The sequence below is a fragment of the Paenibacillus algorifonticola genome (assembly GCF_000971975.1).
GTDB classification, from domain to species: domain Bacteria; phylum Bacillota; class Bacilli; order Paenibacillales; family Paenibacillaceae; genus Pristimantibacillus; species Pristimantibacillus algorifonticola.
Window position 1 is genome coordinate 182,442 of sequence record NZ_KQ040780.1, and the last position, 23,157, is coordinate 205,598.

Here is a 23,157-nt window from a genome sequence, read left to right on the forward strand (position 1 = left end):
GATGCTGGAAATTTTGATTGATAACCGGAATGGAAAAGTGTGGAATGTGACAAATCTCGTTCCTTCCCTGACATATAAAACGAAGCGGACAGGCTCCGCATCGAGTCTGGATTTTACGCTTATTAAGGGCGCTCCTTATCAGCACCAAGCGTTTGCGGTCAACAATGGCGATGTCGTTCGGCTATCGAAGGATGGACAGGTCGTATTTTACGGCTATGTGTTTGAATACAATTTCGGCAGGGATGAGAGTGTCACGATCAAGGCGCATGACCAGATTCGTTATTTGTTAATGAGCGATACGTATGTGTTCAGCAATAAAACCGCCACCCAAATGATTAAGCAAATTGCTGAGGATACGGGCTTGAAAATAGGAACGCTGGCGGAGACGGAGTATGTCATTCCTTCTATGGTGGAGGATAACAAAAAGCTGCTGGATATTATGTGCAAGGCGCTCGACTATACGCTGATTAATGATAAGGGCAATTTTGTATTATTCGATGAAGCTGGTGCTTTGTCACTACGCAATATTGAGGACATGAAGACGGATTCTATCATTGGCGATTGGAGCCTGATGACGGATTTTGGCTACAAAAGCTCGATAGACAGTGAATCGTACAATAAAATCAAAGTGGTGCAAAACAATAAAGAAACCGGGAAGCGCGACGTCTACATTGGACAGGACAGCGCGAATATCGCCAAATGGGGCCTGCTGCAATTTTATCAGGTAGCCGACGAGCAAATGAACAGTGCGCAAATTAATGAATTGCTGGACCAACTGCTGAAGCTGAAAAATCGGGAGCAGCGCAGCCTCAGCATTGAAGCGATTGGCGATTTGCGAGTACGGGCAGGCTCCTACGTTCCGATTGTCATTGAGGAACTGGATATTGGACAGTATTTTCTGGTCGATGAATGCTCCCACAAGCTTGAAGCGGACGCGCATACGATGACATTAGAATTGAAGGTGATATGATGGCACTGCTTGATGCAATTAAAAAAGCGGGCGCTGCCGCCCATGCGTCGGGCAATCCCGTCGCTGTGTTGATCGGCCGGGTAACCGGCACGAATCCTCTGGAAGTGAACGTTGACCAACGTTTCACGCTTTCGGAGGATTTTTTAATTATTCCGGAAGGCGTGAGCGATGTGCAGCGGATTCGCCGCGCTTTGGAGCCAGGTGATATTGTGCTGCTGCTTCGGGTTCAGGGCGGACAACAGTTCGTCGTGCTGGATCGGGTGAGCGCATGATTCCACAAGGTGCAATTATTGGAGGGCTGGAGACCGAAACGGCAATTGAGCCTAGCCGCACATATTATATCGATTTTGCCAATAAGCGTTTGTCCGGCATGACGGATGGCCTCAGTGCGATTAAGCAGGCGGTGTTCAAAATTTTGCAAACGGAGCGATATCGCTATTTTATCTATAGCTTTGATTATGGCTCCGAGCTGGATTTATTGAATGAATCCTCCCATCTCTATATACGCTCTGAGCTCAAGCGCCGCATAACTGAAGCGCTGCTGGCGGATGATCGAATAGCAGATGTGACCGATTTTGAACTGACGGTTGAGGGGGACAAGGCAGCGGTGAGTTTTACGGTAATAACCGATGAAGGAAGCTTTAAAGAGGAGGTGATGGCCCGTGTATGAGGCATTTACGTACAGTTTTATTTTACAGCGTATGCTGGACCGGGTTTCAGATGATGTAGATAAGCGGGAGGGCAGCGTGATTTATGATGCCTTGGCGCCAGCGGCTGCCGAGCTGTCAGAGATGTATGCGCAGCTTGATGTAAATCAGGCGCTTTTGTTCGCGGATACGGCTACGGGCGAGTGGCTGGAACGACGAACGGCTGAGTTTGGTGTGGAAAGGCAGCCAGCTACCTTCGCCCAGCGGCAAGGGGAGTTTTTTGGCAGCAATGGCCAGCTTGTAGATGTTCCTTTGCAGAGCCGGTTTGCCATCGATGATCTGAGGTATACGGTAACGGGGAAAATCGGAACGGGACATTTCACATTGACCTGCGAGACAGCGGGTATCGTTGGCAATCAGAAATATGGAGCGCTGCTGCCGCTTGCTTATGTTGATGGTTTGGCGCGCGCCGAGCTTGCGCAAATCTTGGTGCCTGGCGAAGAAGCTGAAACGGATGAGGCTTTGCGGGCAAGGTATTACAGCGTTGTGAATGAGCCAGCGTTTGGCGGCAATATTGCCGATTACAAGCAAATGATCAGCTCGATTGATGGAGTAGGCGGGGCGAAAATTTTCCCGGTGTGGAATGGTGGCGGCACCGTCAAATGCACAATTATCGCTGCGGATTGGACAAAGCCAGCGGAACCGCTCATTGCGCTTGTTCAGTCCGCCGTTGATCCAACGATCAACAGTGGACTTGGGCTCGGTATGGCGCCAATCGGACATGAGGTAACGGTAACGGGCGTCGACGCGGTGCAGGTGGCCGTGGAAACAACAGTTATGCTTGCGGAGGGTCGGACGATAGGACAGGTTCAAAGCGATATTGAGGATAAAATTTCCGCTTATTTGCTAGAGCTGCGTCAAGAGTGGATGAATCAGCAGGAGCTTACTGTTCGCATTGCTCAAATCGAGGCACGGATTTTGACCGTTTCCGGAGTGGTGGATGTACTTGGCACAAAGCTAAACGGAGCTGCAGCCAATTTAGCTTTGGCTGAGGATGAAATCCCGTTATTGGGGACGGTGGTTGTGCATGACTAAGCCGGTTTCATCCTATTGGCCGGAGCTGTATGCGGACATTAAGGAATTCATTAAGCTCGCAGCCACGGAAGATGTGGAGCTGGCTCTGCTGGAGCAGGCACAGCTGCAGCAACTGGATGACGGGTTTGTAATGACGGCGAGCCTGCCCGCTATTAAACGCAGGGAGCGCATGCTGGGCATTCAAGCTGATCCGAATGCGGAGAGTATTGATTTTCGCCGGAGACGGATCGTCAATCGTTATTCGACCAAGCCTCCATTTACGATGAGGTATTTGCAGGAGCGGTTGGATTATCTGGTTGGGCGGGGACGCGGCATCGCTGCTGTTGATGTGCAGAGCTTTATTTTGACGGTGACAGCGGCAATAGATGACGCCAATATTTTCAAAGAAGTTGAGCGGACCGTTTCGGCCATTAAGCCAGCCAATATCGTTTATCGTCAGCAAACGGCGATTAGGGATGGCTTTGTTTTGGAAGAACGAATTGTTGGAGTTCCTCTAGTTCGGAACACTAGGCTCGGCAGTTGGGAGCTCGGCGTTACGCCATTTACAGATAGGGAAGCAGAGGTGATTGTGAAGTGATTACATCAACGTTTAAGCAGGAGGTCGCGGAGTTTATTGATTCAAAAATTACGAAGGTTGTGCTGAATAGCGGAGCTTATGAGATTACAGATTTTATTGTGAAATCGGTCAGCGATAGCGTGCTCAGCCTGAATTATTTGATTCCTGATGGCGCGGTCGATACCGTCACTCGCATTGAACTGAAAAATGCAGCCGGAACTGTCAGCGACAGCAGCGTAAACCTGCCGATTGCAGCGGACACACTAATGATTCAAACGATTTTTGTGAAGGAGGAGTAACATAAACATGGCTAAAACAGATTGGAAATTTAATGATATCGTGACCGAGACAGATATGAATGAGCTGGGTCAGGAAGTGAACGATCAGGCCGCGGCTATCGGGGATATGTCGACCGTACCGACGGAGGCGAAGGATGCGGCTGGGGCGATTGGGGAGCTGCATGGGGAGAAATTGGACCAAGCTGGTGGCAAAATGACGGGGGCTTTGTTCGTGGAAACAGCAGCGCGGGAGATTAGTGCAGGTTCTTGGGCAGATATGAGTGCGAATAGTACGGGATACGCTTTGTTCGCTCAGAATTGCTACACCGCTCACAACAACGAATACCGCTATAGCAATACGAATTCATCGCTAGGTGCTCGGGGTATTCGTTTTAATCACACAACTGCTTCCGTGGAGTATTTTGACACAGGGGCAATCGCGACGGCAGCCGATCTGGCATTTACGCCTAATTGGATTAATATGAGGCCAGATACGGCGGCGACAGCTAATCGAACAATTCTGCGGGATGCGAATGGTCGAGCAAAGGTCGCTGCACCAATGGCTTCTGATGATATTGCAAGGCTGGATACGGTTCAAAATTTTGGATATGGTGCAACAAGTGGCACAGGATCGGCTTACACGGCTGCTATTGGGCTAGTCTCGGCGCTTACGGAGGGCTTGCGCGTAACAATCAAACTGCATGCAGCTAACGGAGCTAGTCCAACACTTAATATTAACGGATTAGGCGCAAAAGCAATCGTCAAGCCTTCCGGCAGCGCACCGACAGTTGGCTTGCTCAAAGCAAGCTCAATTTATACGCTTATTTATAATGGCGCGGCTTTTACATTACAGGGTGAAGGGGGTGAGTATGGAACGGCAATTGCTGCTGATGTGTTGGAGGGAAAGTCAATCGGAACAGAGACGGGAATAGTGACCGGCACAATGTCGTCAAGGGCTGGAGTCCAAGCGCCTACAAGCACGGCTCAGTGGGGAAATGGAGACTTGGCAGCATATTTATCTCCCGGTTACTACAACGGTGAGTTGCGCATCGGTGTGGCTCAATTACAAGCAGCTGAGCCGGATTTGTGGAGTCCTAACATTAAGAACGGTATAACGATTTTTGGGATCACAGGGACACTAGCGGAGTGGGCTTATAATGCGGGTGATATTGTACAGACGAGATACACAAGTGCGAGAACAACGTCTTCAATGTCTCCAGTGGTTGGAGCTGTATTTGAGGTTACAAGGGGTGGGACTTTTAAATTCGAGTTCAAACAGCTTTCCAATAACGTTGCTGTCACGTCATACGTACAACTTTACAGAAACGGGTTGGCATACGGGAATTTGTGGAGTACGAATGACTACTACGGCATTAACAGATCGGAATCCCTGACATTAACTACCGGGGACAAGATTCAATTCATGCTTTGGGTAAATAACAACGTAAATGGCGGTACGTCCTCATTCACCGACTTACTTGTCAAGTCTAGTCTAAATGTACCGTATTTCAGTTCATAAGGAGGATATGCATGCCTAAAATTCAAAACTTCGCCATCCATTCTGGCCGCATAATTGGCGAAGATGGCAACACCGTCAACTTAGTGTATCTCATCTGACGTATAAGCGGCGGAGGTAGTCGTAGTCTGGTGGTGCCGTTAAGTCATACATTTCATAATGGAGTTACTGTAGTCCGTACTGGCTATGCTCTAAAGTTTGAAGGAGAAACGAACCTGTTAGTAGAAATTGTGGACAGGAATTAAGCAGGAACGTTGCATTCAAGAGCAAGGGGCGAAAGGACATGTGGCTCTCGCTGCTTTGCGTGAAAGTGTCCAATATCAATTTGACAATGGCCTTTAGTAAAATGCAGCAGGCGAATGATTCACTGCCTGAATGTGGGGCAGCAGTTTATTAATTGTTAGGGGAACGTAATTGGTATATTCATTAACCCAAGCCAAGGCAACTAAAGGGGTGGAACCCCAGTTGTGTGATAATAAAAACAGGAACATCGTAAAATGCAAAGATAGCCGTGTTGTAACACGACTCACTGCGCAATAGCCGCGGTTAAGGACCGTAAGTTTCGAAACGATGGATAACGAAAAACAGACCGCTCCTTTGACCAAGGGCGGTCTGTTTTTTTATTGAACAGCAGTTCTTTGAGCGCCGCGATTAGATAACAAAAGGTAAGCATGATTATGAGTATGATTGTTTCGAATACTATCAAAAGGCATCCCTCTCTTTTAAAGAGGCATCTGATCAACTTTAAGCCTATTCTATTGCTTGATCAATATAGCATATTATGCGAGGGTAATTTAATTATTTTATCAAATTTCGCATCTGTGGGGCTATTTTGGAAAAGAAAGGATGAGAGACATGTATAAGCAAATTTTTATGGTTGATGTAACACCAAGTACGAAACTAGTCACCATGATTGGAGGATTTTTAGCCCCTTGGATTGGATTGTTCTACGGGCCTAATAGGCTAATCCCTATTATCCTGCTCGTTGCTGTAACTGCGATGGATTGGATTACAGGGATCGCGGCAGCAAAAAAAGATAAAACATATTCTTCGGAATATGGTATTCGGCAAGGAGTGCCACGCACTATGTTCCTCCTGGCTCTGCCGGTGATAGCGAATTTGTTTGACCAAATGTTTGTATTGCCTGGCTTGCTGTTCTACGCCATTACGTTAGGCCTGATTTATCACACCTGGCAGTCGTTGACGGCCAATGCTTACCGCGCTGGCTGGGGCAAATGGATTCCCCAGGCTGTCGTCAAGCTGATCGAAAGCGAGCTGCGAGCGAAGATGGAGCGGGCGACAAAACGCGGTGCGGAACTAACTGAATCAACTGACCCAACAGAACCAACAGAAAGGAAGGATTCCTAATGCTGACCTTATTGCAGGTGAAAAATAAATCCGTACCCAAGCTCGAAGGGCTGCTTGCCCCTGTTCGCGCCGCAGCGGAACGCTTGATCGAACGCTGCTATGCGCGCGATATTCCCATCGTCATTACGCAAGGGCTGCGTACGATTGCTGAGCAAGAGAAGCTATATGCGCAAGGCCGAACGACGGCGGGCAGCATTGTGACCAATGCAAGAGGTGGTTACAGCTACCATAATTTTGGCGTAGCGATAGATTTTGCTTTGCTGTCCCCGGATGGGAAGCAGGTATATTGGGATACGAAACGCGACGGCAATGCTAACCAGGCCGCAGACTGGGCCGAGGTAGTAGATGAAGCGAAGCGGCTTGGTTTTGCATGGGGCGGAGACTGGACGTCGTTTAAGGATTATCCCCATTTTGAAATGAGGTTCGGCCTGACTACTGCTCAGCTTCGAGCAGGTGCGCGGCCGACAGCAGCACAGATTACGGCTGCAATGGCTATTATAACGAAGGAGGACTCCAATATCATGAAAGCCGAAGATGCTAATGATCTTATTAAACGTTACTTGCAGCCTGCCTGGGCAGCATGCAAGCAAAAAGGTGATAAAGCAGGCATGCAAGAAGTACACCGACTCGCCAACGAGCTTCGCAAATCAAGTGGACAAAAAGAACAATAAACTCCCTTCGACCATCTATTTTGCCGACTCGCAGCTAAGATTTGAACAAAGAAATGGAGAGAAACCACGATTTCGACGCTCTATTGCGACACTCACCAGACCCTCTCCATTTCGGCGCTTGCCGCAAGCTTACTTTTTGACCACGATGTACTGCTGCGTTCGCCACTCGAACTCTTCTGCCTGTAGTAGCTCAGTTAGTTTTAGCGTCAGATCGGGCTCTAGCTTCGCCGCTTCCTCGAAGCGTTCCGATCCATCCGCCCAACAGGAAAACAGCTCGATCTGTTCACCGATTTCCAGATTGCGGTCGAGGTAATGGAACAGCTCCGTCAAGCATTTTTGGTAGCATGGGTAGGCAGTAGGATATGAGCGCTTGATTTCCTCATTCATTTGGAAGGAGCCGCCATCCGGGTGTACTTCGTATACATAGGGAAAGCGGAATATATGCGAGGCATCTTGATCTTCCATAGGTCCGCGTACATATAACCCCGCAGCATCCTCTGCTGTTTCATAAATTTCCACCAACTTGTCCCCCTTCGGGTAGTTCTCCAACAAAGTTTGCATATGTGTATGATTTTTAGCCTCTGGATTCACATAGGTGACGTAATCCATTAGCGTCATTGTCGTATTTTTCTTTCCGAACGAACCCGTTGGAAGCCCATGGCTTGCGGCCATATAATAAAAAAGAGACATTGGTATGGTCACCTTCCTCTCATTTAAATAAAAAAGCACGATGTCCTCAGTTGAACTATATTCTCCAGCAAAGCCTATTTTCCTACCACATCCTTGTGAAAAATAAATCGTAGTTTTTGTTAAATAGTCATACTTTCCCCTAAAGAAATGGAAGCGTTATTACGTTAAAATAAAACGGTAGGGAAGCAACCGAATATGCGAATTAGTGCTTTTTCGCGAGTTTGTCTATCGCTCCAACGATTGCCTCTTCCATGTTAAACTAAAGCTTATAAGCGATTGCGGCAGCTTGGAGCAGTCGGCCTTCAAGAAGGGCAGACAATCTATTCTCCGTCCGCTCAAAGCTATTTTCGCAGGAGGAGGGGCTAGCGGATGACTTTTTCGGCAGCAGCATTGAAGGATATTTCCCCATTCGTACGTTTTGTTAAAATCATCAAATCGGCTGAGCTCTCAGGCGAATGGCTGGATTATGACCATGTGTTTACGTTTATTGAGCAGGGCCAAGCCGATTTTATTTTAAATGGCGTGCGCTATCAGTTGGGGGAAGGGGATGCGATAGTCATGCCGCTGCTGATGACGCATTTCATTCGCTCCACATCGAGCGAGCCGCTGATTCAGTATATTTTTCACTTTGATTTATACCATGATGATACACGCAGCCGTTGGCAGTCGATTGGCATTGTGACAGGCGAGCAGCTAGTCATTCCAGAGCGTGAGCAATTACTGCAAAGCCTGCATCCGGTTTCCGCCATCAGCGGGCCTGACCGCATGGAGTTGAAAAAGCTTTTTCTCATCATGCGAAAAAGATTCATAGAAGGCGGCACCACTAGCGAGCTGGAGCTTAAGGCGATTGCACTGCAGCTGCTTGTGCTTTTTCTGCGCAATCAAAGCGGGCATGAGCGCCAGGAAGGCACACAAGCGAAAGCGTGGGCGCCAATCCAGCAATGTATTGACTATATTCAGCAGTATTTTGCCGATCCTGAACTGGATAATGACCGGATAAGCGAGCAGGCGGGGCTGTCACCAGGCTATTTATCCAATTTGTTTAAAGAGCAGACGGGTGTGACGCTTCATAAGTATTTGACGTATGTGCGCATCGAGCATGCCAAAAAACGGATCATGGCGGGCAAGGAAACCTTAACCGCGATATCGGCGGGCAGTGGATTTTCGAGCATTCATCATTTTAGCCGCATATTTAAACGCGAGGCGGGCTTGACGCCTAGCCAATTCAAGGCGGAAGCATCCGGTCCTATCCGGAGCCTCATAAGCGATATTCCAACCACTACATAACGGGAGAGTGCGTCTCATGAAAAACACGCAAATTGAATTTACTGCGCCGTGGAAAGTAGAAGTGAAGCAGGAGGAGCTGCAAGCTCAGGTTCCAGAGCTTACAGGCAATCAGGTGCTGGTGAAAAAACATTATACGCTCATTAGCCCTGGTACGGAGCTTGCTTGTCTTTCCGGAGGCGAAAGCTGGTTCAATATGCCGTCTGTACCTGGGTATGCAGCAGCTAGTGAAATTGTGGCATTGGGGCCAGAGGCGGCCGAAGGATTCCAGATTGGCGATAGGGTCTTTCATTACGGCAAGCATTCCCGCTATGAGTTGACGACGACAAGCGGGGTGTTTCTCAAAGTGCCGGATAGCTTGCCGCTGGCCTGGGCTCCTTTTACACGGATGGCTACGGTAGCGATGACAAGCACGCGAGTGTCGTCGATTGAGCTGGGCGATTATGTAGCGGTGACAGGACTTGGCCTGATTGGCAATATGGCTGCACAGCTGGCCGGACTTCAAGGCGCATCGGTTATCGGCATTGATTTAGCAGCAAAACGCAGAAAGCTTGCTCAGAGCTGCGGCATCCAGCATGCCATTGAGGCAGGCGCAGATTCGCACAAGCAGGTTATGGAGCTGACGGGCGGCAAAGGCGTATCTACACTTATTGAAGCAACGGGTGTTCCGCAAGTCATTTTGGACAATGTAGCGCTTGTTGGCCAATATGGAGAAGCGATCCTACTCGGCAGTCCGAGGGGCGAGCTGCAGAGCAATGTAACCGATTTGCTGAACAGCATCCATTTGAATGGACGCGGCTGTGTGACGTTCAAGGGAGCGCATGAATGGCGTTATCCGCTAACGCCGGAAGCTTTTGTCAAGCATTCCCTTGTTCGTAATTCAGAGGTCGTATTCCGTCTTATGCTATATGGCAAGCTGCAAATTGAACCGCTCATTAGCCACATCATGAGTCCTGCTGATGCACCCGCTGCCTATGAAGGATTACGCAATAAGAAAGATGAATATTTAGGCGTACTATTTAATTGGGAAGAGGTGTAAGGGAATGATTAGAGGATTAAGCAAGTCGGGTTTAGGCTCTATTACAGATGAACAGTTGATTGCAAAAGCGGCGGAGTATGGATTTGGCGTCGTAGATATTGATGCTAAGGCGCTTGTAGAAAAGCACGGAGAGCAAGGAGCGGCAAAGCTGCTGTCTGACCATCATGTGACTTTAGGCTCAATAGGGCTGAATGTAGAATGGCGCGGCACGGATGAGCAGTTTCGGGAAGGCTTGAAGCAGCTTCCGCTGCATGCGGCGGCGGCTGCACAATTGGGATGCACAGCCTGCTGTACATACATCTTGCCCTCGACGGACTACAAATCGGCACTGTTCACAGCGCTTGCGGTAGCCCGCTTGCGCCTAATTGCGGACATTTTGGATGCGTATGGCATTCGCTTTGCGCTGGAGTTTGTAGGGCCGCATCATTTGCGGACAGCATGGGCGAATCCTTTTATATGGACGGTTGAGGAGACGCTTGCGCTGATTTCGGCGATTAATCGGCCCAATGTTGGCTTGCTGGTGGACGCTTACCATTGCCATACGACAGGCTTTACGCCAGAGCATTTGCGGGGTTTAAGGCCGGAGCAGGTCGTTCACGTCCACATAAATGATGCCCGCGATCTTCCTGTCGCTGAGCTGCTGGATAATGACCGTCTCTACCCTGGTGAAGGGATTATTGACCTTAAAGGCTTTCTGGCCGCGCTCGCAGACATCGGCTACAAGGGGCCAGTTGTACAGGAGATATTGACCCGGACTGCTCCTGAAGAAACACCGGATGAGCTGTTAAGCCGCTCCAAAGCGGGATTTGACAAGGTTTTTGCATAAAAGGCTCCTTAAGCCAGCAAGCCCGAAGCTCATAGGAAAAACGCACATTTCTTGCAAGCGCCTATACCGTTTCGCCATTTCGTCCATAGGATACTGTGTACTTTAACCAAAGGAGATGGACAAATGAGCTACAATGTGGCAAACGCTGGAATCGGCTGTGCCCCTTACGGTGTAGGCGGAGCTTTCACAAGCGTAGGATCGATTCTAGTACTTTTCATCCTGCTTGTTATTATTACTCGCGCTTGCTGGCTATAGTACAGTTATAGGATCAGGCGGTTCGGCACCGAGCTAGGCGCTGGGCTGCAGGAACGTATATCTGAACAAAAAGGAGTTGAACAAATGAGCTACAATTTAGCAGGTGCAGGCTACGGCCACGGCTGCAGCCCCTTCACTAACGTAGGAGCGATCCTTGTCCTTTTCATTCTACTTGTTATCATCACTCGCGCTTTCATCTAATGCATAAATCTTGATGTCTGCCGACATGGCTCATTACTTTATTAGGTTTTGCATAGCCGCTGCAAGCTATCTTCTTCAGACTGTATGCTTTCCTGATCGTGCAAAATCATGAAATAGGTTTAATTGTCCCGGAGCATCCCGCGCTCCGGGCTTTTACATAGCTTGGGCCGTATTTAGGATGCGAAAACGTAACTATTACGATATAATAAAGCTTATGTAGAACGACGATAATGGGATACGGGAGTTTTGGAGATGGAAAATAGCAAACCACCGGTACCGGTCTATTTGCTGACCGGGTTTCTCGGGAGCGGCAAGACGACACTGCTGAAACGCATGCTCGATTACTGGCAGGCTGAGGGAAAGAAAGCAGCTGTCATTATGAATGAGCTCGGCGATATTAATTTGGACGGACAAGAAGTCGGAGATGAAGTGCCGATGGCCGAGCTGCTGGGCGGCTGTATTTGCTGCACGATTCGCGGCGATTTGAGTCTGGAGATGAAGCTGCTGATGGACGAGCATCAGCCTGATATCATCGTCATTGAATCGACGGGTGCGGCGAATCCAATGGAGATTTTGGACGGCGTGACCGAAGCGGCCATGTATATGCGCATTGATCTGCGTGCGGTCATTACTGTCGTAGATGGCCCTGAGCTGTTAAAGCGAACCCGTGCCGGCAAAGGACGGACGCTTAAGCTGATGCAGGACCAGATCCGCTGCGCGAGCTTTTTGCTGCTTAATAAGGTGGATAAACTGGAGCCGGAGCAGCTTGTTGAAGCGCAGCAGGCGCTGCGGGAGCTGAATGCCCACGCCCAAGTCGTGGCGACGATGCGCTGCATCATAGACGAATGGTCCTGGTTGGATGCCCACCAAGTGGCAGGCGCAAGCTCTTCCGCTTTGCTGCCGCCTGCAAACCAGGAGAACTCGGAAGCTGTCCATGCCTGTGGTCCGGGCTGTTCACATGAGGATGATGAGGGCCACGTGCATCATCACCATCCTCATGAGCATGAAGACCAGCATGCGCACCACCATCATTCGCATGACCATGTAATGGTGCTCACCCATTATTTGCCGGGGCCCGTAGACAGTGTTCAGTTTGAAGCGCTGCTGCGGAATTTACCAGAGCATGTATACCGGGCGAAGGGCATTGTGACGTTCACGGATACTGCGAGCCGTTTTCTGTTTCAATATGCCTATGGGGAAAGCGATTTTATGAAAATAACACCGCAAGGCAAAGTCAATGATGTAGCCGTGTTTATTGGCGAGCATTTCTCCCGGGAAGAGCTGATTGCAGAGCTTCAGCAGTTGGAGAGCGGCGATTCATCTGAGGCTTGACCGTACCATTTAGTGAACACAATACATGCACAGCTGTTTTTTGCTGCGCCAGACGTCAGAGCAGAGGCTCTGGCGTTTTTTTTATGTGTCTTCAGATTCCCTCATGATTATCTTAAAACGTTGATGGACAAAATAACCAAGTAAAGGGCTGACAACCGTTCACCCCTTGCATCAAGAACTCAGGCATGGCGATGAAAGGGCTTCTGAAAATAAGAATTCATTTCTTCGCTTGTGCTCAGCAGAAAGGTTGTGTCCATGGATGAACAAGTCAAAAATAATCAGGTCAGCAGCGGCATGCTTGCTCGCGGCAGCCATAGTGGCCCCTGCGGCCTATGCCGCAGAGCCTGCTCAGCCGCAGGCGGAGGAACAGACTGGCAAGCTGCCAGAAGCCAAGGGCCATTTTCACGAGGGGCATAAAAAGCATCATCGCGAGCACGCGCTGGGTCATGAGCAGTATCGTCTCGCCAAGCTTCGTTATATGGCTGAATATTTCGGCATTGCTGTAGAAGGAAAGTCAGCCGAGCAACTAAAAAGCGAGCTGAAGGAAGCGAAGAAGAAAGATCCTGCCAAGTGGGAAGCTTTTAAAGCGGAGCATCGGGCCAAGCGTCTGGAAATGCTGCGCAAAGCGGCTAAGGATTATGGCCTTGAGACAGAAGGCAGAACCGCTGAGCAGCTGCGCGAGGATATTCGCAGCTATCAACGCTCTAAGGACACGGCAAACGACAGCAGGCGTTAAAATGGCCGTATTTTCCTTGTTTTTGTGTAAATATATGGCCGTGCTATGGATGGAAACAGGTTCGATATTGCTACCCAACCATAGCCGGAAAGCGCGAAAGCTCCCATCACATGTAGGGGAGCTTTCGGCTATAACAGGTAATGAAGCAGAGGAAATACAGTTTCTCGAACATCAGTAGCCATGCGGAAATAGCGGGAAAACAGCTTTATTTCAGGTGAATAAGCAGTTAATTTGAGATTCGACAATAATTGTCGCAATTTGTCGTGGTAATTTAAAATATTAAATTAATTTGGCGTTGTGTTTGGATTAATGCGTCAAGTATACTAGAACTATATCATAATTTGGCAAAATTCGTCGATTCAATAAGGCGCTTCATTTGGAGGAGGATAGGCACTTGAAAACAATGAGGGTTGGTATTGCACATAAATTAATTTTTACTTTGGGAGCCCTCATGATCCTGTCTTTCACTTTGCTTGCTTCCATTCAGTTAATGAAGCTGTACGACGTTAGTTTGCGTCAAGGGGAATTGGTTGCGCAAAATCAGTCCAATGCCTATACAAGCAAGATGTTAATTAACATTAATGATGCATTAATCAGACTCGAAAGCTTGCAGCAATCCTTGCAGCAAATGAAGCGGCATAACCTGGCTGACCGCTCGGAGGCAGTCAGACTCATTGAAAATTTTGTCCAGGAACAGCCTTATTTACTCGGTGTTTTTACGGTTTGGGAGCCTAATGCGTTCGATAATCAGGATGGGAATTTTCGTAATAAGAGCAGCTACGATGATGACACGGGACGTTTTGTCCCATATATTGTACGTCAAGGCGACAAGATTGTAGCTTACCCTAATAAAAATTATGAGCAGAACGGCGAAGGGGACTATTACCAAATTCCTAAGCGGACGAAGAAATTCGCACTGATGGAGCCTTATTATTATGATATTAATGGCGAGCGGATTTTAATTTCGTCATTGGTTTATCCGATTTTGGATAATCAGGGCAACTTTCTAGGTGTCATTGGAGCTGATATTTCGCTCGACATGGTGCAGCAGGAAGTGGAGAAAATTCGTCCTATGGGCGGCTACGCGACGATGATTACTGCTGGTGACAGCTACCTTGCTAATGGGCTCGATCGCTCGCTGGTATCCAAGCCCTATTTGCCTTTGCCGGATGGTAAATCGTTAGAGGAACTGAAGAAGCAGGCCATGACCATTATGTATACTTCCGACCCCTCGGTGGACGGGACGGTTATGAGGTTGCTTAACCCGATACATATAAAGGATCAAACCTGGTATTTTGAAACGATTATTCCGAAGGGCAATATGCTCAAGGACTATTATAAAGGCTTAAGCAATACGATTATCATTTCCCTGGTTGCTTTTATTTTTACAACGATGCTGATGATATTGCTCATTCGCAAGATTGTGCTTCAAAATATCCGCAAAGTGGTGCACGTGTCCTCGGCGCTGGTGGAGGGCGATACAAACCAGAAGCTGGACATTGATACGAAGGATGAGTTTGAATTTATGGCGCAGCAGTTCAATCGCATGATTGATCATCGCAAGGCGAGCGAGGAACTGATCGAGTTTCAAGCGACGCATGATTTGCTGACGGGCTTACCCAATCGTTATGGCTATACGCGTCATATTGAGCAAATACATACCATACAGTACATGAACAACAAGCAGGCAGCGCTGCTCTATATCGATTTGGATCGTTTTAAAGTCATTAATGATACGCTAGATTATGCGATGGGCGACCAACTGCTCAAGCAGTTCGCAGACCGTCTAATACAGACCGTTGGTTCCAATGGGCAGGTGTTTCGTTTTGGTGGAGATGAATTTGTCGTGCTTCTGAATGACGTGAATAACATGAATCTGCTGCTGCTTGTGGCTGATGATATTTTGTTCGCGATTGCTGAACCCATACAATTAAATGACAGGCTTTTCTACATAACCGCAAGTATAGGCATTAGTTTGCAGCATGAGCTGACGGAGGAAACCGGCGACCGTATGGTCAAAGAGGCAGACACAGCGCTTTTTGTCGCCAAGAAGCAGCGCAATACAAGCAGGCTGTATTCCCCATCGATGAAGGATGTTTCGAAGCGGGAGCAGGAGCTGGAAAATGGCCTGTTCCCTGCGCTTGAAGGTGAACAGTTCGTATTGTATTACCAGCCAAAGGTGGATTTGAAGTCCGGACAAATATACGGAGCTGAAGCTTTGATCCGCTGGCGCCATCCTGAGTTTGGCATGATCTCGCCGCTTGATTTCATCCCGCTTGCCGAGAAGACGGGCTTCATTATTCCTCTCGGGGAATGGGTGCTTCGAACGGCGTGCAGGCAAATCAAAACATGGGAGCAGCAAGGCGTCACGGCGCTGACGGTCAGCGTCAATATGTCGATGCTGCAATTTCAGCAAAAGCATATCGTGGAGACGATCCAGTCCATTATTTCGGAGACCGCTGTCAGACCAGAGCAAATTGAGCTTGAGCTGACGGAGACGATTTTTATGGATAATCCCGATCACACGCTGAAAATATTACGCGAGCTCCAGCAGCTTGGCGTTCGGCTCTCGCTGGATGATTTTGGAACGGGCTATTCGTCCCTTAGCTATTTGCAGAACATTCCGCTGCATTATCTTAAGCTGGATAAATCGTTTATCCATGACATTGTAACGGATTTCAAGAAGCAAATGATTTTTAAATCGCTGGTCGTTATCGCCCATAACCTGAATATGAAGGTTGTGACGGAAGGCGTCGAAACCGACGAAGAGCTGCAAATTATTCGCCAGCATAAATGCGATCTGGTGCAAGGCTATATTTATAGTCCCCCGATTACGGCTGAGTGTTTCATCGAGCTTTACCACAAGCATGTGTCTTAGGGCTTGCCTTAGAGTAGGTTAAGACGGTCATGAGTAAAATAATGAAATGCCAGCAGGAGCTTCCCGTATTAGGGCAGGCTCTTTTTTTCGTTCATTGAGACAAGGCTTGTTGTGCGCCAATAAATTTGCTAAAATGAAGCGGAAGATATTTAGTAAATTTATTAACTAAACGAATGTGGTGGATGAAATGGCAACGATTAAAGAAATTGCGGCTATGGCGGAGGTGTCTGCCGCGACGGTGTCACGTGTACTCAATAACGATATGACGCTCGCTGTCGGCGAAGAGACGCGTGCGCGCATATTCGCGATAGCGGAAAAGTTGCAGTACAAGCCATCGCGTCTGAAACGGCTCAAGCAAGAAAGCCAACGTTCACAGCTGCAAATTGGCTTATTGCTGAGCTTTACGCTTGAACACGAGGATATTGATCCTTACTTCCTGTCCATTCGCAGAGGGGTTGAACGCCGCTGTGAGGAACTCGGTATCGCCATCGGTAAAGTATGGCGCATTGGGGGACCTATGGAACCTCATCCGCAGCTGGATGGTCTCATTGTCGTTGGCGGCGTAGCAGAGCGTGACGTTCGGATGCTGTACGAGGGCCACAAAGTCGTCATGATTGACCATCTGGGCAAGCTGCGGCATTATGACACGGTCAACTTGAATTTTGAGCAGGCGGTTGAGGATGTTATAGAGCACCTGCTGGCGCTTGGACATACCCGCATTGGCTACATTGGCGGCGGAGTGGATCAAGTCGGCGACGAGCCGCGGCGCAAGCATATGCAGCGCCTGCTGGAGTCGCACGGCATTTTGCGCCAGAAATGGGTGCTTGCCGGGGAATGGACAACAGGCAGCGGCTACGAGCTGATGAACAAGCTGCTGGGTCAGGAAGAACGTCCTACAGCATGCTTTGTCGGCAGCGATCCGATGGCGATCGGTGCGCTTCATGCGCTGTATGAGCAAGGTGTAGAGGTGCCGGAGCAGATGGCCATTGTCGGTTTTGATGACATTGAGGTAGCGGCTTTCGTACAGCCGCCGCTTACGAGCGTCAAGGCGTATACGGAGCAAATGGGTAAGACAGCTGTGCAACTGCTTTTGGAACGGATAGAAGGCCGCGAGGTTCCGCTGCATGTAATGATGAATACGACGCTAATGGCGCGTGAAAGCAGCTGGACAGCCGGTCATAATAAGGAGGCTAATGAATAATGGCTATTATTTTTGACGAACAAAATCAGCTTTTTCATCTGCAATCGAAAGAAACCAGCTATGTGATCGGATTGGTGAAAGGCACTTATCCGGCACATGTGTATTGGGGCAAGCGGGTACGCGGCAGCCAGCTCGGAAGACTGCTTGAGCTGAAGGAGCGCTGCTCTTTCAGTCCTTCAACAGAATCGGATGATTTAAGAGTGTCGCTGGACACGCTTCCGCAGGAATATCCGGCATTCGGCAACTCGGATTTCCGTTATCCGGCGTATCAAGTACAGCTTGCTGACGGAACGACGGTAACGGACCTGCGCTACGATTCCCATCGCATCGTACAGGGCAAGCCGGCCCTTGAAGGATTGCCGTCTGTTTATGTAGAAGGCGAAAACGAAGCACAGACACTTGAAATTACACTTGCGGACAGCTATTCTGGCCTGCGTGTCGTACTAAGCTATACCGTATTCGAATCGTATAACGCGATTACTCGCTCGGCGCGTGTCATTAATGGCGGCGAAAACACGCTGCAGCTGCTTCGGGCCCTTAGTATGAGTTTAGACCTGCCGCATGACCATTACGATATGCTTCAGCTGTCTGGTGCATGGGCGCGCGAGCGTTACATTCATCGCCGCCATCTCGAGCCGGGACTGCAATCGGTGGAAAGCCGCCGCGGTGCAAGCAGCCATGCGCAAAATCCATTTATCGCCCTGTTGTCTGTTGGAGCAACAGAGGATCATGGCGATGTGTACGGTGTAAACCTCGTCTACAGTGGCAACTTTGTGGGCGGCGTTGAGGTTGACCAATACCATGCCGCAAGATTGTTTATCGGGATTAATCCGTTTGATTTCAATTGGAGACTGGAGCCGGGCGAGCAATTCCAGACGCCTGAGGCGGTACTCGTGCATTCCTCCGAAGGGCTGGGCGGCATGTCCCGCAGCTTCCATGATCTCTATCGTTCGCGTCTTTGCCGCGGCAGCTTCCGTGACGAGAGCAGGCCGATTCTGATCAACAACTGGGAAGCCACCTATTTTAACTTTACAGCGGATAAAATTGAGGATATTGCTAAGGTTGGCAAGGAGCTGGGTATGGAGCTGTTCGTCCTTGATGATGGCTGGTTTGGGCAGCGCAATAGTGACAATTCGTCGCTTGGAGACTGGTTCGTTGACAAGAATAAGCTGCCTAACGGTCTTGAGGATCTGGTAGCGCGCATTCGCAAGCTGGATATGCAGTTCGGTCTTTGGTTTGAGCCGGAGATGGTATCGCCTAACAGCGAGCTGTATCGTGCTCATCCCGACTGGTGTCTGCATGTCGAAGGAAGGCGGCGTACAGAGGCCCGCAATCAGCTAATTTTGGATATGTCCCGTGCCGACGTTCGCGAATACATTGTTAAAACCATTTCGGATGTTCTCGCCAGCGCGCCGATTACTTATGTGAAATGGGATATGAACCGTAATATGTCCGAGATCGGCTCAGCGCTGCTTCCAGTTGACCGCCAGCGTGAGACGGCTCATCGCTACATGCTTGGTCTTTATGAAGTGCTGGAGCGCATTACGTCTGCATTCCCGCATATTTTGTTCGAAAGCTGCTCCGGCGGCGGCGGACGCTTTGATCCGGGCATGCTATATTACATGCCGCAGACTTGGACAAGCGATAATACCGATGCCGTATCCAGGCTGAAAATCCAATATGGCACAAGCCTTGTTTATCCGATTAGCTCGATGGGCTCCCACGTATCGGCTGTTCCCAACCATCAGGTTGGCCGCAATACGCCGCTTGAGACGCGCGGCAATGTGGCGCTGTCCGGCAACTTTGGTTATGAGCTGGATTTGACAAAGTTCACCGACGATGAGAAGGAAACGGTGAAAGGCCAGATTGCGCTCTATAAAGAAGTCCGCCATCTCGTGCAGTTTGGCGATTTCTATCGTCTGTCCAGCCCATTTGAAGGCAATATTGCGGCATGGATGTTCGTTTCGAAAGACAAGAGCGAGGCGTTTGCTGTCTACACATCCGTCTTGCAGGAGCCGAATCCGCCGCTCAGCCGCTTCGTGCTGAAAGGACTTGATCCAAGCCGCGATTATGTATGGGAAGAGAACGGCGAGACGTATGGCGGCGATGAGCTGCTGTATGCTGGACTTGCGACGCCGCAATTCCATAACGATTATGCAAGCAAGGTTTACCGTTTCCGCGCTGCCGGCGTATAAACTGATGCGTAGTTGCGCATAGTCACGCATAGTAACGTAGTAGTCGAACCGAGATAATAAGAAATGAATAAGAAATGATTAAGAAAAAAGCCTCCGGCGCCGCGAAAAGTGGCGCTGGAAGCTTTTTTTGCATGCTGGTGGAGCAAGCATGTTTTTTGAAATTTTATGTGTGGCTATTTGCAAAAACGTATAAGTATCGTTGTGCTCATAATTCTTAAGGCAGCGCTTTGCCGCGCGAGCAGTTATACAGCCTGTACCATTCCTCGCGCGTCAGACGCAGCGTACCCACATCTTTGCAGGCGAGGATACGCTTTGGATTGATCGAGCCGATAACCGGCTGAATGTTAGCCGGATGTCTCATCAGCCATGCAAGTACGATCGCTTCCGGCGTCGTATCTTTACGCTCCGCGAATTCAGCAACGAGCGCGGCTGTTGCAACAACCGATTCAGGGCTGTCACCCAGCGGAGCGCCGGAATAGATGCCTTGAGCGAGCGGGCCCCACGATTGCAGCTGGATATTTTCCATTCGGCAATACTCCAGCGTCCCTTCGGGGAACACATTATCGCGCGCTGCGATCTGGTTCACATGCAAACCTGTATCAATAAATCCATGCTTGAGCAAACTGAGCTCCAATTGATTCACAATAAACGGCTCGTCCGTATAAGCACGAAGCAGTTTGATTTGCCCTTGGCTCATATTAGAAACGCCGAATGCGCGAACTTTGCCGGACGCCTTGAGCTTCGAAATGGCGCTTGCCACTTCTTCCGGCTCGACAAGCGCATCTGGACGATGCAGCAGCAAAATGTCGAGATAATCGGTTTGCAGCCGCTCCAAAATGCCATCAACACTGCTTAAAATATGGCTTTCCGAAAAATCAAAGCGCTGCGGATCATCATCGCCGCCTTGCAGGCGAATACCGCATTTGGATTGCAAAATAATTTGCTCACGCAGGCCCGGGCGGTCCTTCAGCACTTGGCCGAAAACTTGCTCTGCCTTACCGAACGTATAAATATCTGCATGATCGTACATATTGATGCCTATTTCCAGTGCTGCGTCGACTGCTTCATGGCCTTCCTTAAAATGCTCGGCCTCAATCGGATTACGGTTCCAGCCGCCGCCAAAGCGCATACAGCCCAGAACAAGCTGACTCGCTTCAATGCCGCGTTTATGCAAGGGGATCGAACTCATACGTTTATCAACCTCCATGTAAGTGATTACATCACCTCTTATTATAATGCTAAATGGACAAGCGTACAGTGCTTATTGTTGAAAAAATGACAAGCAAAAGCCCATTCTCCATGAATCGAAGCTCATTTGAAAAAACACGCCGTACTTCGGCCAGTAAGGACGATCATACGGCGTGTTCTAGAGCCAGAGGCTTATTAATCGATTATTTCACCATAGCCTTCAACACATCGTCAATAATTTGCTCATTGGCGATTTTGCCTTTGTACAGCCAGCTGCTGGACGAATCCAGTTCAATCACATTTCCCGCTTTGACAGCCGGAAGGCCTTGCCAAATGGGACCATCAATGATGGAAGTATCACCAGCTTGCTTGTCGCTGTCTAGCAGGAAAATATAGTTGGCATCCAGCTCAGCCAGCTTCTCCAGCGAAACCGGGTTCCAGTTGCCGCGGCTTTCTACGGGCACTTCGGTTACGAGGTTCGGAGTTTTGAGACCCAGATCCTGATAAAGAACAGCGCCGCTGGATACGACCTCATCTACCATATAGAAGTTTTTTTGCGTCAGCCAAAATACAGCTGCGGACTTCTCGCCAACTGCCGCTTGAATTTTTGCTTTAGCATCGGCCGCTTTTTGATCGTATTCAGCAATCGCTTGCTCAGCGCCTGCTTGATCATTCAGCAAATCGCCGATCGTGAGCAGCGTTTTACGCCAGTCCTTATTAATCGCGCTTCCGAGCACGTAAGTTGGGGCGATTTTGGCGTATTGCTCATAAAGGCCTTTCTGTACGGCACTTTCCTCGCCAATAATAATCAAATCGGGAGAGAAGCTTGCTACAGCTTCTACTGGAAGATCGTATGCAATGGTAGGAACATCCTTCAGGCTGCCTTGCAAGTATTGCTGAATGCTGTCGTTGCCAACGGTCCATTGCGCGACTGGAAGTTTGCCAAGCACCACGATTGGATCTTCCAAATAAGAAGCCAAAATGCGCTGAGGGTTGCCAGGAATGGTAACTTCATGGCCCATAGCATCCGTTACTACTTTATCCGCTGCAGGAGCCTCGGTGGCTTCAGCGCTTGCTTCCGGCGAGGCGGATGGAGCGGCTGAACCTGCGGTATTGTTTGTCGTTTCTTTTCCGCCGCAAGCTGCAAGGAGCAGCGTAAGAGCAAGCAGAGCAATGAGGGTGAGCTGTGATTTGCCGTTCAGAAATCCAAAACGTGAGAGCATAATTTCCTCCTAAAAATCTCTATTTATCAAGCGCGGCCGAAGGCGATTCTTGACTCCAAGTAGAATGATAATCATTATCGAAGTAGATGTCAATGCTCCGTTTATTTGGTTATTTAAGGCTGGGGCTTTGCGCGCTCTTTCATATAAAAGGTTGGCGTCCTTCCGGTGAAACGCTTGAACAGCCGCTGGAAATAAGAAACGTCGCGGTAGCCGACGAATTCAGCAACTTCACCAACCGTCAGCATGGAGTCGACGAGCAGATAGATCGCTTTTTTCATCCGCGTATCATGAACGAAGGTGCTAATCGTCTGCCCAGTAACACGGCGGAACAGGGTAGCAGCATAGTTGGGGCTTTTCTGAATGTAGCTGCCAAGCTCCTCCTTCGTAATTTTTTCACGGTAATGGTTGAAAATATAATGCTTCATGCGCTCTACCTGCTGGTTCGTATCGGCCATCGCAGGTCCCTTGTTCCATTCGCGGTTCCAGACCGCTAGCCATTCAGTTACGACAGACTGAGCGATTATTTTCGCATACTCAGCCTGTTCCAGCCATTCGGCATGCAAATGCTTCATTCGGGCCAGCAGCATGTCGTACATGCCAATGCGGGATTTCACCCATGTCTGGCGCTGAAGCAGCGGCAATACGGGAGCAGCAGACAACGTTAATGCAACAACAAACTTCTCGTGAAAAACAGTAGGCACACATTTGCCATAATACGCTTGATTCGGGGGTATATAGAGCAGGTCGCCTTTCTCGGCGATAACTTTCTCGTTCTCAATCCAATAGACGACGGTCCCGTAGCTGACCAGAATCAACGTGGCTTCGTTCGTGTTTTTTGTGTTTTTTTCGTAAAACCAATCCATTCCCCGGTCCTGCCGAACCTCTGTTACTTGCAGCATTTGGGCCATCAGCCTCCTTCTAAAAAAAGTACTATATTACATTTAGAATACTATATTTCGTAGTCGATTGAAACGGCTGGGTTTATAATAGGGGTATAAATGTTCAGGA

At 49.1% G+C, this 23,157-nt stretch carries 23 protein-coding genes; 19 read left to right on the forward strand and 4 right to left on the reverse strand.

Annotated elements, in window-relative coordinates; all coding sequences use genetic code 11:
- The first annotated feature begins 1 nt into the window (after position 1).
- The 9 genes from WH37_RS03415 (at position 2) to WH37_RS03455 (ending at position 7,101) form a co-directional block, all read left to right on the forward strand.
- The gene (locus tag WH37_RS03415) at positions 2-970 is read left to right on the forward strand and encodes an XkdQ/YqbQ family protein (RefSeq protein WP_046229145.1); all 969 of its coding nucleotides are present in this window, start codon (positions 2-4) and stop codon (positions 968-970) included.
- Positions 970-1,242, forward strand: coding sequence for a DUF2577 domain-containing protein (locus WH37_RS03420; RefSeq protein ID WP_197091339.1), 273 nt, complete (start codon positions 970-972; stop codon positions 1,240-1,242). The genes WH37_RS03415 and WH37_RS03420 overlap by 1 nt, the downstream gene beginning before the upstream one ends.
- The gene (locus tag WH37_RS03425) at positions 1,239-1,640 is read left to right on the forward strand and encodes a DUF2634 domain-containing protein (protein WP_046229147.1); all 402 of its coding nucleotides are present in this window, start codon (positions 1,239-1,241) and stop codon (positions 1,638-1,640) included. The genes WH37_RS03420 and WH37_RS03425 overlap by 4 nt, the downstream gene beginning before the upstream one ends.
- Complete coding sequence (locus tag WH37_RS03430) at positions 1,633-2,712, forward strand: baseplate J/gp47 family protein (protein ID WP_046229148.1); 1,080 nt, start codon at positions 1,633-1,635, stop codon at positions 2,710-2,712. The genes WH37_RS03425 and WH37_RS03430 overlap by 8 nt, the downstream gene beginning before the upstream one ends.
- Positions 2,705-3,289 carry a putative phage tail protein gene (locus WH37_RS03435; RefSeq protein WP_046229149.1) on the forward strand — a complete coding sequence of 195 codons (585 nt, stop codon included), beginning with the start codon at positions 2,705-2,707 and terminating at the stop codon, positions 3,287-3,289. The genes WH37_RS03430 and WH37_RS03435 overlap by 8 nt, the downstream gene beginning before the upstream one ends.
- On the forward strand, positions 3,286-3,567 hold the full coding sequence (locus WH37_RS03440) for a hypothetical protein (RefSeq protein ID WP_046229150.1): 282 nt from the start codon (positions 3,286-3,288) through the stop codon (positions 3,565-3,567). The genes WH37_RS03435 and WH37_RS03440 overlap by 4 nt, the downstream gene beginning before the upstream one ends.
- A 7-nt stretch (positions 3,568-3,574) precedes the next feature.
- Positions 3,575-5,065 carry a hypothetical protein gene (locus WH37_RS33305; protein WP_052736780.1) on the forward strand — a complete coding sequence of 497 codons (1,491 nt, stop codon included), beginning with the start codon at positions 3,575-3,577 and terminating at the stop codon, positions 5,063-5,065.
- Positions 5,066-5,917: 852 nt separating this feature from the next.
- Positions 5,918-6,430: a phage holin family protein gene (locus WH37_RS03450; protein ID WP_052736781.1), complete on the forward strand. Its 513-nt coding sequence runs from the start codon at positions 5,918-5,920 to the stop codon at positions 6,428-6,430.
- A complete protein-coding gene (locus tag WH37_RS03455; protein ID WP_046229151.1) occupies positions 6,430-7,101 on the forward strand; it encodes a M15 family metallopeptidase in 672 nt (223 codons plus the stop codon). The genes WH37_RS03450 and WH37_RS03455 overlap by 1 nt, the downstream gene beginning before the upstream one ends.
- A 129-nt stretch (positions 7,102-7,230) precedes the next feature.
- Here WH37_RS03455 and WH37_RS03460 read toward each other — a convergent pair whose 3' ends face one another.
- Complete coding sequence (locus WH37_RS03460) at positions 7,231-7,791, reverse strand: hypothetical protein (RefSeq protein ID WP_046229152.1); 561 nt, start codon at positions 7,789-7,791, stop codon at positions 7,231-7,233.
- A 369-nt stretch (positions 7,792-8,160) separates the two neighbouring features.
- Between WH37_RS03460 and WH37_RS03465 the strand changes: the two genes are divergently transcribed.
- The 10 genes from WH37_RS03465 (at position 8,161) to WH37_RS03500 (ending at position 19,738) form a co-directional block, all read left to right on the forward strand.
- Positions 8,161-9,078: a helix-turn-helix domain-containing protein gene (locus WH37_RS03465; RefSeq protein ID WP_046229153.1), complete on the forward strand. Its 918-nt coding sequence runs from the start codon at positions 8,161-8,163 to the stop codon at positions 9,076-9,078.
- 16 nt (positions 9,079-9,094) lie between these two features.
- Positions 9,095-10,114, forward strand: coding sequence for a zinc-dependent alcohol dehydrogenase (locus WH37_RS03470; protein ID WP_046229154.1), 1,020 nt, complete (start codon positions 9,095-9,097; stop codon positions 10,112-10,114).
- Positions 10,115-10,118: 4 nt separating this feature from the next.
- Positions 10,119-10,940: a sugar phosphate isomerase/epimerase family protein gene (locus WH37_RS03475; protein WP_046229155.1), complete on the forward strand. Its 822-nt coding sequence runs from the start codon at positions 10,119-10,121 to the stop codon at positions 10,938-10,940.
- 123 nt (positions 10,941-11,063) lie between these two features.
- Positions 11,064-11,195 (forward strand): sporulation protein YjcZ, encoded by a 132-nt coding sequence (locus WH37_RS35915; protein ID WP_197091336.1) that lies wholly within the window; start codon positions 11,064-11,066, stop codon positions 11,193-11,195.
- 84 nt (positions 11,196-11,279) lie between these two features.
- Complete coding sequence (locus WH37_RS36275) at positions 11,280-11,396, forward strand: YjcZ family sporulation protein (protein ID WP_231594100.1); 117 nt, start codon at positions 11,280-11,282, stop codon at positions 11,394-11,396.
- 252 nt (positions 11,397-11,648) lie between these two features.
- Positions 11,649-12,728, forward strand: a complete 1,080-nt coding sequence (locus tag WH37_RS03480) for a CobW family GTP-binding protein (protein ID WP_046229156.1) — start codon at positions 11,649-11,651, stop codon at positions 12,726-12,728.
- A 259-nt stretch (positions 12,729-12,987) separates the two neighbouring features.
- Positions 12,988-13,464, forward strand: a complete 477-nt coding sequence (locus tag WH37_RS03485; protein ID WP_046229157.1) for a hypothetical protein — start codon at positions 12,988-12,990, stop codon at positions 13,462-13,464.
- 403 nt (positions 13,465-13,867) lie between these two features.
- On the forward strand, positions 13,868-16,342 hold the full coding sequence (locus WH37_RS33310) for a bifunctional diguanylate cyclase/phosphodiesterase (RefSeq protein WP_231594108.1): 2,475 nt from the start codon (positions 13,868-13,870) through the stop codon (positions 16,340-16,342).
- A gap of 187 nt (positions 16,343-16,529) precedes the next feature.
- Positions 16,530-17,543 carry a LacI family DNA-binding transcriptional regulator gene (locus WH37_RS03495; RefSeq protein ID WP_046229158.1) on the forward strand — a complete coding sequence of 338 codons (1,014 nt, stop codon included), beginning with the start codon at positions 16,530-16,532 and terminating at the stop codon, positions 17,541-17,543.
- Positions 17,543-19,738: an alpha-galactosidase gene (locus WH37_RS03500; RefSeq protein WP_046229159.1), complete on the forward strand. Its 2,196-nt coding sequence runs from the start codon at positions 17,543-17,545 to the stop codon at positions 19,736-19,738. The genes WH37_RS03495 and WH37_RS03500 overlap by 1 nt, the downstream gene beginning before the upstream one ends.
- 214 nt (positions 19,739-19,952) lie before the next feature.
- Here the strand turns inward: WH37_RS03500 and WH37_RS03505 are convergent, their stop codons facing one another.
- The 3 genes from WH37_RS03505 to WH37_RS03515 all read right to left on the reverse strand — a co-directional run bounded on the left by WH37_RS03505 (position 19,953) and on the right by WH37_RS03515 (position 23,048).
- The gene (locus WH37_RS03505) at positions 19,953-20,927 is read right to left on the reverse strand and encodes an aldo/keto reductase (protein ID WP_082110637.1); all 975 of its coding nucleotides are present in this window, start codon (positions 20,925-20,927) and stop codon (positions 19,953-19,955) included.
- Positions 20,928-21,129: 202 nt separating this feature from the next.
- Entirely contained in the window at positions 21,130-22,149 is a 1,020-nt protein-coding gene (locus tag WH37_RS03510; RefSeq protein WP_046229161.1) for an ABC transporter substrate-binding protein, read from the reverse strand.
- A gap of 113 nt (positions 22,150-22,262) precedes the next feature.
- Positions 22,263-23,048, reverse strand: a complete 786-nt coding sequence (locus WH37_RS03515) for an AraC family transcriptional regulator (protein ID WP_046229162.1) — start codon at positions 23,046-23,048, stop codon at positions 22,263-22,265.
- Positions 23,049-23,157: the final 109 nt, after the last annotated feature.